General features: G+C 64.1%; 13 protein-coding genes and 1 pseudogene. 3 read left to right on the plus strand and 11 right to left on the minus strand.

Annotated features, from left to right (window positions below):
• Positions 1–186: 186 nt before the first annotated feature.
• From RJ1_RS33180 to RJ1_RS33210, 7 genes are all read right to left on the minus strand, one after another.
• A complete protein-coding gene (locus RJ1_RS33180) occupies positions 187–2,694 on the minus strand; it encodes a pyruvate, phosphate dikinase (RefSeq protein ID WP_205415424.1) in 2,508 nt (835 codons plus the stop codon).
• A 14-nt stretch (positions 2,695–2,708) separates the two neighbouring features.
• Entirely contained in the window at positions 2,709–3,329 is a 621-nt protein-coding gene (locus tag RJ1_RS33185; protein WP_073366707.1) for a hypothetical protein, read from the minus strand.
• Between the two features lie 93 nt (positions 3,330–3,422).
• Entirely contained in the window at positions 3,423–4,859 is a 1,437-nt protein-coding gene (locus tag RJ1_RS33190; RefSeq protein WP_143049013.1) for a hypothetical protein, read from the minus strand.
• 44 nt (positions 4,860–4,903) lie between these two features.
• Positions 4,904–5,320, minus strand: a complete 417-nt coding sequence (locus RJ1_RS33195; protein WP_037227921.1) for a PEP-utilizing enzyme — start codon at positions 5,318–5,320, stop codon at positions 4,904–4,906.
• Positions 5,321–5,448: 128 nt separating this feature from the next.
• A complete protein-coding gene (locus tag RJ1_RS33200) occupies positions 5,449–7,044 on the minus strand; it encodes a class I adenylate-forming enzyme family protein (protein ID WP_073366708.1) in 1,596 nt (531 codons plus the stop codon).
• Entirely contained in the window at positions 7,037–8,170 is a 1,134-nt protein-coding gene (locus tag RJ1_RS33205) for an NAD(P)-dependent alcohol dehydrogenase (protein WP_073366709.1), read from the minus strand. The genes RJ1_RS33200 and RJ1_RS33205 overlap by 8 nt, the downstream gene beginning before the upstream one ends.
• A 42-nt stretch (positions 8,171–8,212) precedes the next feature.
• Entirely contained in the window at positions 8,213–9,673 is a 1,461-nt protein-coding gene (locus RJ1_RS33210) for an aldehyde dehydrogenase family protein (RefSeq protein ID WP_073366710.1), read from the minus strand.
• Positions 9,674–10,127: 454 nt separating this feature from the next.
• Between RJ1_RS33210 and RJ1_RS33215 the strand changes: the two genes are divergently transcribed.
• Together RJ1_RS33215 and RJ1_RS33220 are read left to right on the plus strand one after the other, a co-directional pair.
• Positions 10,128–13,391, plus strand: a complete 3,264-nt coding sequence (locus RJ1_RS33215; protein WP_275887706.1) for a protein kinase domain-containing protein — start codon at positions 10,128–10,130, stop codon at positions 13,389–13,391.
• Between the two features lie 763 nt (positions 13,392–14,154).
• Positions 14,155–14,864: pseudogene (locus RJ1_RS33220) on the plus strand (IS6 family transposase).
• A gap of 260 nt (positions 14,865–15,124) precedes the next feature.
• On the opposite strand, the gene RJ1_RS33225 reads toward RJ1_RS33220, so the two are convergent.
• The 4 genes from RJ1_RS33225 to RJ1_RS33240 form a co-directional block, all read right to left on the minus strand.
• Positions 15,125–15,547: a DUF4267 domain-containing protein gene (locus RJ1_RS33225; RefSeq protein WP_073366711.1), complete on the minus strand. Its 423-nt coding sequence runs from the start codon at positions 15,545–15,547 to the stop codon at positions 15,125–15,127.
• Between the two features lie 88 nt (positions 15,548–15,635).
• Positions 15,636–15,986 carry an antibiotic biosynthesis monooxygenase family protein gene (locus RJ1_RS33230; RefSeq protein WP_073366712.1) on the minus strand — a complete coding sequence of 117 codons (351 nt, stop codon included), beginning with the start codon at positions 15,984–15,986 and terminating at the stop codon, positions 15,636–15,638.
• Positions 15,987–16,044: 58 nt separating this feature from the next.
• Complete coding sequence (locus RJ1_RS33235) at positions 16,045–16,317, minus strand: VOC family protein (RefSeq protein WP_174695049.1); 273 nt, start codon at positions 16,315–16,317, stop codon at positions 16,045–16,047.
• 54 nt (positions 16,318–16,371) lie between these two features.
• The gene (locus tag RJ1_RS33240; RefSeq protein ID WP_073366713.1) at positions 16,372–16,818 is read right to left on the minus strand and encodes an anthrone oxygenase family protein; all 447 of its coding nucleotides are present in this window, start codon (positions 16,816–16,818) and stop codon (positions 16,372–16,374) included.
• A 90-nt stretch (positions 16,819–16,908) separates the two neighbouring features.
• Between RJ1_RS33240 and RJ1_RS33245 the strand changes: the two genes are divergently transcribed.
• On the plus strand, positions 16,909–17,157 hold a 249-nt coding region (locus RJ1_RS33245), incomplete at its 3' end, for a helix-turn-helix domain-containing protein (RefSeq protein WP_143169578.1).

Consider the following 17,157-nt stretch of genomic DNA (forward strand, 5'->3'; position numbering starts at 1 on the left):
GGTCCCCCGATCCGGGTTATCCCACACACCCCACCCGCCGCCAGTTCGATCTGTGGCCCGCCGCTTGTTCTCGACCCCGCGCAACTCCCCCACCGTCCCTGGGTGGTCCCAGGCGTGCAATCGTCCGAGGTGGCACACAATGACCTGCAATCGGTCACCGTGTACCACCCTCGGACGCCGGTCAGGCTAGTTTCGGCGGTCTCGCTTTCCCAGAGCCAGGATCGACGGCCGGACCTCGTCGCCGTCGACGCCGAAGCGGGTGAACCCGCGCTCCTGCAGTGATTGCACCAGTTCCGCCGAGACCGGTCCGCTCAACCGGATCCCCACCCGGCGTCCGGGATCCTGGGCAAGGACCGCAGCTACGGTGTCCACCAGCGCGCCGACCTGATCATCGATCTCGACGCGTGGATCAACCGTGATCAGACCCCGCCGCAGGTACGAGTCGAGCGGCTCATTGGTCAGCAGATGCCGCGCCGAGATACCGGCCACGGCCGCTTGCAGCACCCGCAGTTCGATCCACACGACATCACTGTGTTCGGTGATGTCGTCGATGGAGGCAATACCGCGTGGGCTGGTGAGGTAACCACCGATCTCGACCCGCTCGGCGTCGGGCAGACTATCCCGCAGCGCGACCAGCGCAGCGATCTCACCGCCGTCGGCGATCTTGCGAACAGTAAAGTGCACACGCAACTCTGTGCCCGCGCTCCGCACGGCCGTGGCGATGCCACGCAACTGTGCGGACAGGATCTCCTCGGACCCGATCGGCAACGCCAACTCCGGATGCGCGATGAACAACTCGGCCGTGCGCAGCAGTTCGCTGGATTCGTCGGCGTGGAAGTCGATCGCCCGCACCCCGAACTCTGACACCCTCGCATGGGCGAACAACGCCGAGAACTCGGTGGCCACAGCCGCCTCGAGGGCCGCGCTGGCATCGCTGATCTCGCCCTCGCGCAACGCGGAGATGATCCCGTCGAGGTGCCCGGTGGTGGCCAGGACATCGTCGATTCCCGCCACCAGCCCAGTCGCCCCACGTGCTAGCGCCCGATCCGCCTGATCGGGAGTCGTCGCCCGGGCGAACACCTGCGCGCCTGCGCGTTCGCGTGCGAGATCGAGCAACCCTGAGAGACGGTCGTCCTCGGCCGCCGGCTCACTAAGCTCGATGGCACCGGCAATCACCTCGCCCGACGAACCGTCGAGGGAGACGATTTCGCCGACGGCCAAGGTCTTGCCGGCCACCCGCATGGTGCCCGCGGCAGGATCGATATCCAACGCCCCACATCCCACGACGCACGTTGTCCCCAGTGCGCGCGCCACCACGGCGGCGTGGCTCGTCGAACCACCGGTCGCAGTGAGGATGCCGTCGGCGGCGATCATGCCGTGGAGGTCCGTCGGGCTGGTCACCGGTCGTGCGAGGATCACCGTCTTGCCTTCCTTGACCGCCTGCTGCGCGGAATCGGAATCGAAGTACAGCTCACCAACCACATGCCCCGGGGCGGCACCGACACCGGTGGCCAGCAGCCGCCCGTCCTCGCGGGCACGGGCGTGGGCATCCGGGTCGAATCCGGGACGCTGGACCTGGCGGATCTGCTCGAGCGTCAGCGTCGCGAGCGCACCGGACGTGGTCACGACCTGCTCGGCGAGCAGGTCCGCAGCAATGCGGATCGCCGCCTGCGCGGTGCGTTTGGCGCTGCGGACCTGGAGCATGTACAAGATGCCGCGCTCGACAGTGAACTCGATGTCGAGAACGTCACCGCGGCGGCGTTCGAGTTCGGCGCAGGTATTTTCCAGTTCGGTGTACACGTGTGGAAGCCTGTCGCGCAGCGCGGTCACCGGGTCCGGGGTGCGGATACCGGCGACGACGTCCTCGCCCTGGCTCGCGGCCAGGAACTCGCCGAACAGGCCCGGTTCACCGGTGACGGGGTTGCGGGTGAACACCACACCGGAGCCGGAGTCCTGGTCGAGGTTGCCGAAGACCATCGACTGCACGACGACCGCGGTTCCGAGGTCGTTCGGGATCTTGTGCACCTCACGATATTTCACGGCCCGCCGAGTGTTCCAGGATCGGAAGACGGCCTCCACGGCGCCGATGAGTTGGGCGCGGGGGTCGCTGGGGACTTCCTCGTCGAGTTCGTCGCGCAGCAATGCCTGGCAGTGCTCCCATACCCGGTCATAAACGGGTCCGGGCTGGCTGTCGGCCTGGACGCCGTCGATCAGCGCGGCGAGGTCGTCGCGGTCGGGGGTTTCGAGGGCTCCCATCACGGTTTCTGCGTACATCCCGTGGAACCGGAAGAGTACGTCCGCCATGAATCGGGTGTCGCCGGTGACGTCGGCCAGCGCGATTGCCGCGTCACGGCCGAGCCCGAGGTTGAGCACGGTGTCCATCATCCCCGGCATGGACACCGGGGCTCCCGAACGCACCGACAGCAGCAACGGGAAGGGACCGCCACCGAAGGTCTTGCCTGACGCCTGTTCGAGCTCGCTCAGGCGGCCGTGGATTTCCTCGATCAGGTCCGTCGTCATGGAACCGTGCTCGAGGTAGTCGTGACAGGCCGACGTGGAAATGACGTACCCGCCGGGCACGTTCAGGCCTTCCTGGGTCATTTCGACCAGACCGTAGCCCTTGCCGCCGAGCACATTCCGATCAATTTCGCCTGGTTCACAGAACGCGCGCGTCAGTCCAGTCGTAACAGTCACAGAGCTCACCTTGTTCACTCCTTACGCGCGCGACCGAGGGTGCGCAGCAAGTCTTCGTGGAATTCGAACCACACGTTGTGCACCGAGTCCTTGGTCGGGTCGGAGACGAACGCGATGTCGCCGGCGTCGACCTTCCCGAGGGAGCGTTCGAAGCGACCGATGTAGCTGCGGAAGCGCTCGTCCTTTTCGCCGAGGGCTTCGAGCAGCCCCTCGAGCCGGGACACCAGGCGCTCGATGGTGGAGATCACCTTTGCGTCGTAGGCGGAATCGCTGTGATCGTTGGCGAGTTTGCGACCGCCCACCTCAATCTGCTGCCAGGAGGACATGGTGCGCAGGAAGCGCGAATTGACGTCCTCGAATTTGTCGGCCACTTGCAGTACCGAGGGATCGTCGCGAAGGGGTCCGTAGATCGCGGCCGCGGAATCGACCAGCACCGGACCCGACGCGTCGGTGGGCAGAGCCGTCTCACCCATGAGTGCGACCAGGTCGCCCTCGGCGAGCTCGGCGAAGATCCCTCGCACCTCATCGGTACCGAGGTTGACGATCTCCGCAACAGCGGCCGCGGTCGCCATTTTCTTGAGGGCCACGGCATTGAGAACGTCGTAGAGACGTTTGTCGAGCAGGGTTTGAGTCATGTTGTTTCCCAACGATCGAACGGGGGCGGCGGGTCGCAGGTGCCTGCGCCGGCAGTGTTCGGTACCGCCGCCCCCGGGTCTGGTGAACGGGTTCTACAGCCAGCGATACTTCGACCGGCGCAGATCCGCGCCTTCCCCGAAGGGCAGGTAGCCCTGTCCGGAGAAGATCTTCTGCGGAACGACTTCCTGCGCGAATCCGCGCTTGCTGATGTCGTAGTAGTAGTTCGACACGCGCTGGTCAACTTCCCACAGCTGGTATTCGTCGCACGCCTTCTCGTACGTTCCGGCCTTACGCAGGTACGGCAGGATCATGTCGACGTAGTAGACGTATTGGCCGGCCCAGATCAGGTCCCGGCGGCACATCCGCGAGATCTTTCCGTACATCTTGAGCGTGGCGTCCTGGATCTTGGGCAGCTCGGCGCCCAGGTCGGCGATCGCGATGGTGCGCACATCCGACATCGGGGTGTCCCACTGCTCGCGGGCGAAGACGGCGCCTCCGACGATGGCGGGGATGTAGTTCTTCGGCCGGGTGAAGGTGGTGGAAATGTCGTTGACGCGAATTTCCTGCAGTCCCAGTATTTCCGGGTCGATTTCGAGCGCAACGGTGTAGGCGTGTGGGAGCTGCGCGTCGTCGCACACATCACTCCAGTGGAAGATCGGCTCGTTGACGAACAGGTCCCGGAGAATGAGGATGTTGCCGTTGGGCAACTCGTACGGTCCTGTGTCGCCGAGGCCGAGCCGGCAGTCCATGTGGTCGAGGAACGACAGCAGTTCGGCGGCCGCGTTGAAGCGGGTGAAGGATTCGTGCCTCGGGCTTCCCGGCTCGAGCGTTTCGAGCTGGTTGATAATGCCTTCGAGGAAGTCCGGCTCGTGGATCTGGCAGCGGTAGCGGTCCTGCGAGTTGAGGATGTACCCGTCCTGGCGCTTGCCGAACTCGATCCGCTGCATGAACTTGAGGAGCTCGTTGCTCTCCTCGATGTAGTCGTCGGGCCCGATCGCTTCGAGTGCAAGCAGACCGCAGCGGCCCATACCGAAGCCGACAGCCCCGATCGACCAGTCGTGCACCGCGTTGACCTTGGTGCCGATTTCCCGCCGCGCCGAGGCACCGATGTCCAAGATGCCCTGGGCCCCGACCTCGTCGGTGGTCATGCGCAGGATCTCCGGCCACCGGTAGAACTGGTGCATGAACGCGAGGATCTCGTATTCCTGGCGGGGGATCATGCCTGAGACACCTTCGGTGGCACGCATGACCAGCACGTCCCAGATGTTCCAGGCCAGGTAGTTGTTGAGGTCGTTGAGCTCGTCCAGGGTGAACTGGTCGACCAGGACGTCCTCTTTGCTGACCTTCTCGAGGACCTTGCTCTTGGCGCGCTGCTTCTGCACCTTGTCGCCGAGGATGCCGTCGCGCAGTGGCTCCTGGCCGACGAAGTTGCCCTCGAAGACCAGATCCTGGAACCGCAGACCGTCATCGTTCGGTTCATAGCGCTGCTTGTACGTCGAGCGGAGACCGGGTGTCATTTCGATGCTCATTGGGGGTTGTTCCTCTCTGCCCATGGTGTGTGGTCGGAAGGCGGTCAGCTGACGATGCTGATGCGCCCGACCTCCGCGTCGTCGCAGTGCAACTGGACGGTCTTCCCGATCAGGCTTTCGGCTATCTCCTCGAAGTGCGCATCGTCGGTGTTGCCGACGACGTAGCGCGAATCGCTGGAGGTCAGGTACGCGGTCATCACACAGGGAATCTGGAACTCACGAGAGAGTATGCCGAGGTGCGACTCGGGAGCGCCCGACATCGTGATGACGCCGAGAGCACCCATGCTCAATGCCGGAGTGAGGAAGGTCGTCGTGCCACCGCGAACGAGCAGGATGTAGTCCTGCAACTTCCCGGACCGCACGACCTCGATCACGTCCTTGGGCGAGCCCAGGAACTTGACCTCACCCTTCGGGCTCTTCTGCGTCTCGAAGGCGTTGAACCCTTCGGCTACAACCTGCATTGGTACTCCTTTGATCGAATCGAGGAAGGTGGCCTCGACCACATCCGTCTTGCTCTGTTGCACTTGTCACAATGCCCTTTGATATGTGACCGCCGCATGGGCTCCGCGGATAGCGTTCCGTGTGACCATTATCTCGCGCGGACAACGCCTTGATCACTGTCGGCGCCCTCGAGATCTGCCAATTTGCGGCGCATGAGTTTGCCCGACGAAGTGGTCGGCAGAGCGTCGACAAACACCACCTCACGCGGCCGTTTGTAGGCGGCCAGATGGGCGCGGCAGTGCTCGATGATGTCCTGCGGGAGTAGCTGCGCGGCCGGGGCCGGAACCACGTATGCGACGGCGATCTCCCCTTTGACCGGATCCGGTCGGCCTCCGACGGCGACCAGCGCGACGTCGGGATGCGCGCCGATGACGCGTTCGATTTCGGCGGGGTACACGTTGTATCCGGCGGTGACGATCATGTCCTTGAGCCGGTCCACGATGAAGAAGTGACCGGTCTCGTCGACGTACGCAACATCTCCGGTGCGCAGCCACCCGTCGTCGGTGAGCGCCTCCGCGGTGGCGTCCGGGCGACCGTAGTAGCCAAGCATCACCAGTGGGCCGCGAACGAGCAGCTCACCGTGCTCACCCGCCGGGACGCCCCCGTCTGTGCCATCGATCGCGCCGATCTTGACTTCGAGGCCGGGTAGGGCCACTCCGATCGAGCCGGCTACCGGTGGGGCGTGGACTGCATGGGTTGTTCCCAGTCCGGACAGCTCGGTCATCCCCCACAGCTCAAGCACCGGCCCCGGTGCCCTGGTCTGCCAGCGATCGAGCAGTTCTGGGGAGAACGTCTGACCACCGATGGTGCTTGCGCGAAGGTTGGACAGGTCCGTGGTCTCGAACGTCGGGTGTGCCAGCATCATCGAATACATCGCCGGCACGCCCTCGAACAGGGTGGCGCGGTCTCCTTCGAGCAACGCCAGGGCTTCCCCGGCGTCGAACCGCTCCATCAGCACTACCGTGCCCCCGGCCAGGAAGGTGCTGTTGATAGCGACGTTGCCGTACACGTGCGCCGAGGGCAAAGCGGTGACCACGACGTCGTCGGAGTTGCGACCGTGCATCGTGGCCGTCAGAGCGCAATTGAGCAGCACCGATCGCTGCGACTGCATCGCACCCTTCGGGTGACCGGTCGTCCCGGAGGTGTAACCGATGCTGCACAGCTCCGCGGGCCCGGGCGCCGGGTTTGCGGCCGGAGCTGCGTCGACCGGCGCGGTGAGCAGGTCGGTGAAGGTCACCGCACCGATTCCGTCGCCGACGTCGCCGGCGAGCTGGCACACGAGCTCGAGCGAAGACATCTCGTCGAGGACCCTCGCGACTGTGCCGGTTTGGGAGGCCCCGAAGAAGAGGGCTTCAGCCTCGCAGTCGGAGAGGACGAAGGCCAACTCCGGGCCGGTGAGCATGACATTGACCGGATTGACAATCGCACCCGCTTTGAGGATGCCGTGATACGCGACGATCCATTCCCAGCAGTTCTGCGCGTAGAGCGAGCAGACGTCTCGGGCACCGATCCCGCGCGAGTGAAGTGCGGCCGCGACCGCATCCGACATTCGGTCGAGTTCCTGGTACGTCAAGCACGTATCACCGACGACGAGGGCGATCTTGTCCGGGTGGCGGGCCGCAGAAAAGGGGAGAATCTCTCCCGGCCCCACCGACGGCAGGACGCCACTAGCACGATTATTCACCCGTCACCCCGTTCACAGGGGTGGACTCGTCGAAGGTCAGAACCGCCTTGGTGACCTTCCCCTGGTGAACAGCCTCGATCGCCTCGTTGATCTGGCCGAACGCGAAGGTGTCGACCAGCTCGGTGAAGGGGAATTTGCCGGCCTGGTAGAGGTCGATCATGCGGGGGACGAATTCCTGTGGAATGGCGTCGCCCTCGATGACACCGATCAGACTGCGGCCGAACAGCAGATGACCTTGGTCGAAGGAGATTTCGTTCGGGATGCCCTGGAATCCGACGGTGGCACACACGCCCGGCGACTGCAGACATTCGAGCGCGCTGCGCACGACGTCCGCCAGCCCGATGCAGTCGACCGAATACTGTGCGCCGGCTCCGCCGGTGATCTCGCGGATCCGCTCGACAACGTTCTCCTCGGCGGAGTTGATGGTGTGGGTGGCGCCGAGGTCGGCGGCCTTCGCCAGGCGTGCGGGCTGGATGTCGACGGCGATGATGGTGCCGCAGCCGGCGACCACCGCCCCCAACAGGGCGGCGAGCCCAACCGAGCCCGTCCCGAAGATCGCGATCGACGACCCCGCCTCCGGATTGAGGGTGTTCAGCACCGCACCGGCACCGGTTTGGATGCCGCAACCGAGTGGGGCGAGCAGCGCGAGCGGCAGATTGCGGGCAACACGGACACAGTTCTGTTCGTTGGCCACGGCGTAGGTCGCCCACGAGGATTGCCCGAAGAAGTGTCCGCGTACCTGTTCGCCCCCGGAACGAAGGACACTCGAGCCGTCCAGGCGTGCACCGAGCAAATTGAGCGGGACGAAGTCCCGGCAGTGCATCGGGAGTGAGCGTGCGCAGTTGTCGCACTCGGCGCAGCAGTTGTAGGAGAGCACCACATGGTCGCCGGGCTCGATGCTATCGACATCCTGTCCGACCGTGGCCACGATTCCAGATCCCTCGTGACCGAGCACGATTGGAGCCGCGTCAGGTTCGGCGGTAGCGATCATTCCGAGGTCGGTGTGGCAGATCCCCGAACCGACGATGCGCACCAGGACCTCGTGGGGGCGCAATTCGTCGATGTCAAGTTCCTCGAGCGACAACGGCTCCTGCGCCGAGCGCAGGACGGCTGCTGTGGTCTTCATAGTTGCACTTCCTGTGTGAAAGTTGTTCAAGCTCGGGTGGTCTCACGAGACCGTGTCGGGGACCTTGTTCAGCGTGATGGTCTGGTGGTTGGTGTATTCGGCGAGCCCGTGCAGCGAGTTCTCGGCACCGATTCCGGACTGCTTGTGCCCACCGAAGACCTGATGCGGCGAATACTGATGCACCTCGTTGAGCCAGACAGTTCCGGCCTCGAGCTGGCGGCCGATCCGCTCGATCGCCTCGAGGTCTTCACCCCAGACGGTGGCGCCCAGCCCCCACACTGTGTCGTTTGCCCGTGCGATGACATCGCTTTCCTCCGACCAGCGCAGTAGCGGAAGGATGGGGCCGAACGGCTCCTCGGCGACCAGCCGCGAGTCCTCCGGCGGATTGTCGACGAGCGTGACCGGAACAAACCAGCCGGCGGCGTTCGGGTCGATCTGTCCGCCGAGCGCGAAGGTGTAGCCGTTGGCCGTGCAGTCGTCGAAGTACTCCCGCACCTTCTGCAGTTGAGGCAGGTTCTGGATCGGACCCAATTGGGTCTCGGCGTCGGCGCCGTCGCCGACCACGACTGTCCGTGCGTATGCGACCAACTCGTCCCGCACAGCCTCGTAGACGTCGTCGTGGATGTAGATGCGCTTGGCGGCGTTGCAGAACTGCGCGTTGTTCTGGAAGGCCGCCCAGAAGATCTGCGGGGCGACCTTCACGGGGTCGATGTCCGGGAGGACGATCGCCGGATCGTTTCCGCCGAGTTCGAGGGTGACCCGCTTGAGGGTGCCGGCCGCGGACCGCATCACGTGCTTGCCTGTTTCGGTACTGCCGGTGAACGCGATCTTCGCGATGCCCGGGTGCGCCGTCATCCACTTGCCGAGTTCGTCGTCACCGCTGACCGCGCTCAACACACCTGCCGGAAGCAGGTCCTGTGCAAGCTCGACGAGTTTGAGGTCGCACAGTGGAGTGAAAGGGGACGGTTTGACGATGATGGTGTTACCGGCCACCAGGGCGGGCGCGATCTTCCAGACCGCCAGCAGGATCGGGAAGTTCCATGGCACGATTGCACCGACAACCCCGAGCGGCGTGTGCCGGCTGATCACACGGCGCTCGGCAGTGTCCTCGAGAACCTCTTCGGGCAGGGACTGCTTGGCGATCTCCCGGAACCACGCGATCGAGCCGTAGACCTCCCATTCGGCCATCGCACGCGGCTTGCCCTGCTCGGCGGTCAGCAAAGCCAGGAATTCTTCGGCATGGGCTTCGAGCCGGTCACCGATCGCCGAGACGATCGCCTGACGTTCTGTGAGCGGTGTCGCCGACCACCCGGTAAACGCGGCCTGAGCGGCCTCGACGGCCTCGTCGAGTTGGTCAGAGGTCGCAACGGGAACTTCAGCGATCACTTCGGCGGTCGCCGGGTTGTACACCGGCGCCGTCCCCGGCGCGGTCACCGACCGCCCACCGATCGTCATACGGAACTCTGCGGGGAGGACGAGGGTAGGGGCTTCGGTAGACAACATTCATCTCCTTCAGGTGAGCAGCCCCACCGGTTGTGGGACTGCATCCACGAGGCGCCGCCCGAGCGGACACACACATCCCGCACCGGTCTCGAGCGGAACGAGGGGTTGGTATCTTCGCCAGCGAGGTGGGATGGCGGTTACAAGTTCTACTGTCCGAGCGTGATCGGGGCGTCATCTTCCAGGGAGTAAACCGTGCCAGCCTTCTATCTCTGAGAGAGTAGCCGCTCGCGGGGTACCGGAGCATTGTGGCTGGTGAACGCTCGATTCTTCGACGATCCCGCAGAAGCTGGTCAAGCCCATGACAACCTGCATTCGAGTCACACCAGGTGAACTCTCCCCCGCTACTTCTCATCGCCAGAAAAGCAACCACCACCCGCGCAGAACACCGCGGAACTCGGTCACCGCAACCGCAGCATGGAAATTCGCACCACTATCCGTTCGCGACGAACTGGCGATGGCCGGGTTCGACGACGCCGCAGAGGTCGGGCGTGGCGGCTTCGGAGCCGTCTACCGCTGCACCCAAGCAGCCCTGGAGCGAACTGTCGCCGTCAAAGTCATGACCTCGCATCTCGAATCGTCGAATCTCGGACGATTCTTGCGCGAACAACGAGCGATGGGCCGACTGTCCGGCCACCCGAACATCGTCAGCGTCTTCCAATGCGGAAGCACGACATCCGACTTGCCCTACATTGCAATGCAATTCCATCGCCGCGGGACACTCGAGAATCGGATTCATGATCAGGGCCCGCTCACCTGGAACGACGCGCTTCGCCTCGGGGTGCGCATCGCCGGCGCCCTCTCCGCCGCGCACAGCGCCGGCATCCTTCATCGCGACGTCAAGCCCGCGAACATACTGCTCACCGACTATGACGAACCGCAACTCGCCGACTTCGGTATCGCCCACATCGCTGGTGGTGTCGAGACCACCCGACACTCCATCACCGGCACACTCGCCTACACCGCACCGGAGGTACTGCAAGGTGCTAGTCCGACTCCCTCCGCGGATGTCTATGCGCTCGCATCGACGATGTTCTGCGCTCTGACCGGCCACGCCGCATACGAGCGACAGGCCGACGAACCGATCGTCGCTCAATTCCTCCGAGCGACTACTCAACCAATTCCCAACCTACGAAACCTCGGAGTTCCCGACAATGTCTGCGCCGAGATTGAACGAGCCATGTCAACCAAACCAAATGACCGTCCATCCACAGCCGCAGAGTTCGGAAGCCGACTTCGGCGAATACAACGTCTCAACGGTTGCCCAGTAGACGACATGGCTCTGATCACGAAGTGCGAGACTCCCTCAACCACCAAGCCAGCACGCCCGCCCTTGACGGACACCGCGGGCGAAAGCATCCACCCCAAACCGGCACCGACTCCCCCCGTCGCCCCGTCTATGACGGACCAAAGCCGGGGTACCTCCCCCCGCGTCCGAGGCAATCTGCCGGCAGACCTGACCACCTTCGTCGGACGCCGCCACGACGTCAAGACCACAAAGAAACTACTCACCGAATCGCGTCTCGTGACCCTGATTGGGACCGGAGGAGTCGGAAAGACCCGACTCGCGACAAAGGTGGCCGCCGAATCACATCGCGCATCCGCAGACGGTGTGTGGCTGATCGAACTCAGCAACCTGACTGACGGCGACTTCCTCGTCGACACTGTTGCCTTCACGCTCGGAATCCAAGAACAACCCGACCAACACCGACTTCACGGGCTCATCGAGCACCTCCGGTCGCGCCAATGCATGCTTGTCCTCGACAACTGCGAGCACCTCATCGAAGCCACCGCCGCCGTCGCTGAGACCCTCCTCAAGACCTGTCCCGAGTTGCGAATCCTTGCTACCAGCCGCGAACCGCTGGGCCTCGGCGGTGAAACACTCCATCGGGTGCAACCGTTGGCCACCCCAGACTCACGACGAACGCGATCGATGCAGGCGATGAGCCAGTACGACGCGGTGACCTTGTTCCTCGCCCGCGCCACCACCGCACTCCCCGACTTTGAACTCACAGCAGAGAACTGGAAGCAGATCGCTCGCATCTGTCAACAGCTCGACGGACTACCACTCGCGATCGAGCTGGCCGCGGTCCGCCTACGCGCGATCTCCATAGATCAGATCTACGACAAACTCACCGACCGCTATAGACTGCTCTCACGAGGGTGCCGGGGCGCACCGGTCCGCCAGCAATCCCTCCGGTTGTGCATAGACTGGAGTCACGACCTCTGCACACCACAGGAGCGCACGCTCTGGTCACGTCTATCGGTTTTCGCCGGCAGTTTTGAATTGGATGCGGCCGAAGCAATCTGCGCCGATGGCCTGGCCCCGCACAATGTCCTGGATCTCGTCGCATCGTTGGTCGACAAGTCGATTCTGGTTCGCGAGGAGGACGGACTCTCGGTCCGCTATCGCATGCTCGAAACCTTGCGCGAGTACGGCCGGGAGAAACTGCATGACGCTGAAGGCATCATGCCGCAGAGGCGCCGCCACAGCGATTGGTACCGGCAGATGGCACGTGAGGCAGAATCCGAGTGGGTCAGTTCGCATCAGTTGACGTGGATCCTTCGATTGGATTCCGAGCAGCCGAACCTTCGGGATGCCCTCCAATTCCGCATTGCACAGCGGGTACCGGATTCGATTGACTTCGCCGCCGCTCTGTATCCCTTCTGGTTTTCTCGCGGGCTTCTCAGCGAGGGGCGGCGATGGCTCGATATCGCTTTGTCGAGCGATGACGGCTCACATCCGGTGGACACTGTGAGGGCACTGTGCGCTCAGAGCGTGCTCGCCGGTCGCCAAGGTGACCTCTCCGCTGGGGCGCAACTACTTTCCGCGGCCGGCACTGCGGCCCACCAGGTCGACGACATAGCGGCACAGGCGCATCTGCACCACGCCGAAGGGATGCACTCGCTGTACTCCGGCAGCCTACAAAAAGCTGCAACGTCTTTCACCACGGCTCTCGCCGTCCTCGATACCCACCCCCTCCCCTTCCTACGGATCTCCACGCTCCAGGGACTCGGACTCGCCAGCGGGCTCCTCGGCGACACCGAACAAGCGATCGCACGAAATGAGGAGGCCCTCGCCCTCAGCGCCGACCTTGGAGAATCGGTCTACCGGTCCCGATCCTTCTGGGTTCTCGGCCTGCAGGTCTGGCAACTCGGCAATCGTGACCGAGCGACAGGGCTTCTCAATCAGGGACTCCGAATGGCGCGGGTCGTCGACGATCCGCTCAGCGCCGCCTGGTGCCTGGAGGCACTGGCTTGGATTGCGGCTAAGAGCGGTCAAGCTGAGCACGCCGCGCAACTGATGGGCGCCGCAGAAGGTCTCTGGGAAAGCGTCGGCAGCGCACCGGTTCACATACCGGGCTTACATGTGTATCACGAAGAATGCGCATGCCAGGCGCGTAACACCCTGAGCAGCAGGTGTTTCGACGACGCCTATCAGGCGGGAAGGCAGATGACGTTGGAGCAGGCGGTGGCCATCGCCCTCGACGAAGGCACGCCGGCACCTCCGGCGCACGCCGGTACGAACCACTATCACCTGACCAAACGCGAGCACCAAGTCGCCGAGCTCGTAGCGGAGGGACTTACCAACAGAGCAATCGCAGACAGGCTGGTCATCGCCTGCCGAACGGCGCAGGGACATGTGGAGCACATCCTCACGAAACTGGGCTTCACCTCACGTGCCCAGATAGCAGCGTGGGTGGTCGCGGAAAAGCAGTGACTCCGCATGTGGCGCAGTCCTCATCCTATGAGGAGGAAAAGGCGCTGCCGGTCTATCCCCCAACGCAATGCGGTCAGATGTCCACGGGCCTATCGTCTGTTCCGGCGTGTCGGCCGGTAGAGACCGCCGTGATGAAACAGCACAGGACGTGGGCACTGCGGGTGTCGGAAGAGGGCAGAAATGACGATCAAGCCAGAAGAACTTCAAGCGAACACTCGTGAAGATGACTTCATGGTGCAATTCTTCCGACGTTGGTCCGCGTTCGGCGGAGGACCCCCGGAAGACATCATGGTTAACTTCGGAATTTCCAAGCGCGAGTATGAAGATCGCCTCTATGACCTCGCTTGCAGCAGCCGGATTCGCAGGTATCCCCAGGAGGTGAAGGACCTCATCCTCACCTTCTGTTCGTCACGGCACTTCCGACGGCATCGAGGCACCCAGTCACGATTGCTGGGCGTGTCCGCGTTTTCCGAGGCATCTCACGAAACGCACGCGCCACTACCGACATCGTAAGGAATTCCGACGTGCCAACCGTATTCCTTCATCCCATCATTGCGGCGCTCAGTCCCTTACGCCCGCGCTATGTACGCATCAATTCGTGTGGGGCGTCGAGGGAGCGGACCATCCGCCTTCGTGGCCGCCGTCTCTGCTCGACAGAATCGCGAATCCGGGCCGCGGAAGTGGCCTCCGCGCCTGGGCGGCGAGCTAAATACGGCATCGTCAAACTTGGCTGTGCGGGTAACCGCTGGGAGGATGGGTGACCGTGACCAGCGCAGATTCGTCGTACAAGGGCTTCCGCTACCCGAAGGAGATCATCAGCCACAGCGTGTGGCTGTATTACCGCTTCGCGTTGAGTCTGCGTGACGTTCAGGAACTGATGTTCGAACGCGGCGTCGTGGTCTCGCACGAGACGATCCGGCAGTAGTGCGCGAAGTTCGGCCAGTCCTATGCCAATGAACTGCGCCGCCGCCGGCCCCGCCCTGGCGACAAGTGGCACCTCGATGAAGTGTTCATCCCGATCAACGGCGAGCAGAGGTATTTGTGGCGTGCGGTCGTCCAGGACGGCGTGGTGCTCGACATTCTCGTCCAGTCGCGTCGAAACGCCAAGGCCGCCAAGCGGTTCTTCCGCAAGCTGCTCAAGGGTCTGCGATACGCGCCGAGGGTGCTCGTGACCGACAAGCTGGCCAGCTACCAAGTGGCGCACCGCGAGATGCTGGCCTCGGTCGAGCATCGCCGGTCGAAGTATCTGAATAATCGGGCCGAGAACTCACATCAGTGCACGCGACAACAAGAGCGCCGGATGAAGCGATTCACCTCACCTGGGCAGGCACAACGGTTCCTATCCGCGTTCTCCGGCATCACAGGCACTTCCAGCTGCGGCGGCACATGTTGTCGGCGTCCGACTGGCGACGCGAGATGACCGCCCGCTTCGCCGTGTGGAACGAAATCACCGCGACCGCCACCGCTGCCTGAACAACACAACCAGCCAACAATTTCCGGGTTAAGACGAACCCAAACCGACTGCACCACTGCGACTATCACTCAAGTTTACCGTGCCGTTATGTCAACTAGAACGGCGGTGTTGCATCGGATGGACAATACTGGTGCGCAATCATTTCAATGATCTCAGGCATGCGGTCACGCCTCGCCTTTCCCGGCGGGCGCTGACACGCGAATACCGGCACGCGCCAAGGTGGCTCAGCCGGGGCCTGGGCCACCTTGGACCGATGGGATCAGGCGGGCTGCGGGGCGGGCGTCGCCGGAGCGTCCGCGACATGGCGGTTCTCGCGCATTATCAGCAGGCCGTTGACCACCATCAGCGTCGCCGTCAGGCCGTGGACGCCGAGCGCGGTGGCCACGGAGCCGTGGTGGGCCAGCACGGTGGCCATGTCGCCGTACGCGGCGAGGGCCTCCACCAGCAACACCCAGCCCAGCGCCCGGCGGTGGCCCGTCACCAGCAGGATGCCCAGGACTAAGGCCAAGACGACGTCGCGGATTCCCTTGACGATCAGGAAGCCGCCGCCGCCGGACGGCCAACTCGGCAGGCCGAAGCCCGGCGCCGTCGTCTCCGGGCTCAGGATGAACTCCACCCCGAACCAGAGGATGAAGAGGATGAAGGCGGCGGCCAGGACGGTGTTGATCTTCTTCAGCGACATTGGTCTTCTCCTTGCGAGTCTTCGTGAGCTTGGTGAGCTTGGTGCGTCGTATGGGGCCTGGTCAGGCAGCGCGGACGCGGCTGCAGTGTCATACGTCGATCTGCTCGAAGATGTGCGGGTACGACACGATGTCGTCGGGGAACTCGGCCGCCATGCGCTGGAACTCTGGGCTGCCGAACGCCGTGGCGAGCGCCTCGGTCGACTCCCAGACCGCGACGTTCATCAGAAGCTGACTGTCCGCCGTTCCCGTGTGCATCTGCAGGGAGACGAATCCCGGCTGAGCCTTCATGAACTCGGTCTGCCTCCGAAAGAGGGCCAGGAACGCTTCAGTTCTTTCCTTCGGGACGAAGAAAGTGTTGGCCAGGACGATGGGCCCGGTCTTCTCCTTGAACTGCGCGAAAATCGGCGTGTGCGGGTCAAGACTCTGCAGCTTGGCCATTTTCGGTACTTCCTCTCGCCATCGGTCAGTGGGTGTCGCTGGGGCCCGCGTCCTGGGGTTACCAGCGGAGTTCGAGGGTGCTGGTGCCCGGGTCCTGGATGTAGATGGAGGTGGCGATGCCGCGGGCACCGAAGCGCTGGACAGGGCCCTCCAGGACGGTGAAGGTGCCCGACTTGATGACCGCGTCCCAGTCGACCGGATGCACGGTGAGGCAGAGGTGGTCGACGTTGGGCTGGCCGCGCGGGCCGGCGACCAGATCGATGATGGTCTCCGGGGTGATCCGCACCGACGGGAACGGGATCTTGCTGGCCCGCCACTCCGCTACGCGCATCGGCCTCCAGGCCGAGCGGTTGCGGCTGACGACCGGGCGGGTGAGCCCGCGGGCTCAGGTGACGGCGGCGACCAGCAGGGCGAAGGCGGCGATGATGACGGCGACGCGGACGTAGTGGAAGCGGTCCCAGCGGTTCATCTGCTGCTTCCAGTCGGCGGGCCGGTTGTCAGGGGTCCACGTCTTGCTCCGGTTGTTGATCGGAACGAGCAGCAGGATCGACATGATCACGCTGAGGATCAGCAGCGCGGCGGCGGTGACGACGAGGCCGGTGCCGTGGTGGTGCCATCCGGCGATGGCCCAGACCGCGGCGAGGATGAGAGAGCCGATGTACCAGACCGGCATCACGGCGCCGAGCATCCGGCCCCCGTGGGCGCGGCCGAGTTGGCCACTGTCATCGGGGAGTGCATTGAGGATCGGGTTGATGACGAAGGCGACGGAGAACTCCACCCCCACCATCACACCGACGACGACGGTGGTGACGACCTCGAGTGCGTTGAGCATGATGACCCTCCCGATATCTAGCGCCGCTAGCTGATGAGGCAACGCTAGTACTACTGCCGCTCACTTGTCTAGCGGTGCTAGGATCGGGTCATGTCGGTACAGGAACGCAAGGAGCGCGAACGGGCGGGCCGCGAGCGCCTCATCCTGGCCACGGCCCGCGAACTCGCCGAGCAGCAGGGCTGGGACGCGGTCACCACCCGCCGGCTCGCCGAGCGCATCGAATACAGCCAGCCCGTCCTCTACAGCCACTTCCGCGGCAAGCGCGAGATCATCGGCGCCGTCGCCCTCGAGGGTGCCGCCGAGATGGCCGCGGCGCTGCGGGCCGCGGCCCGCGCCGAG

This window comes from Rhodococcus jostii NBRC 16295 (genome assembly GCF_001894825.1).
GTDB classification, from domain to species: domain Bacteria; phylum Actinomycetota; class Actinomycetes; order Mycobacteriales; family Mycobacteriaceae; genus Rhodococcus_F; species Rhodococcus_F jostii.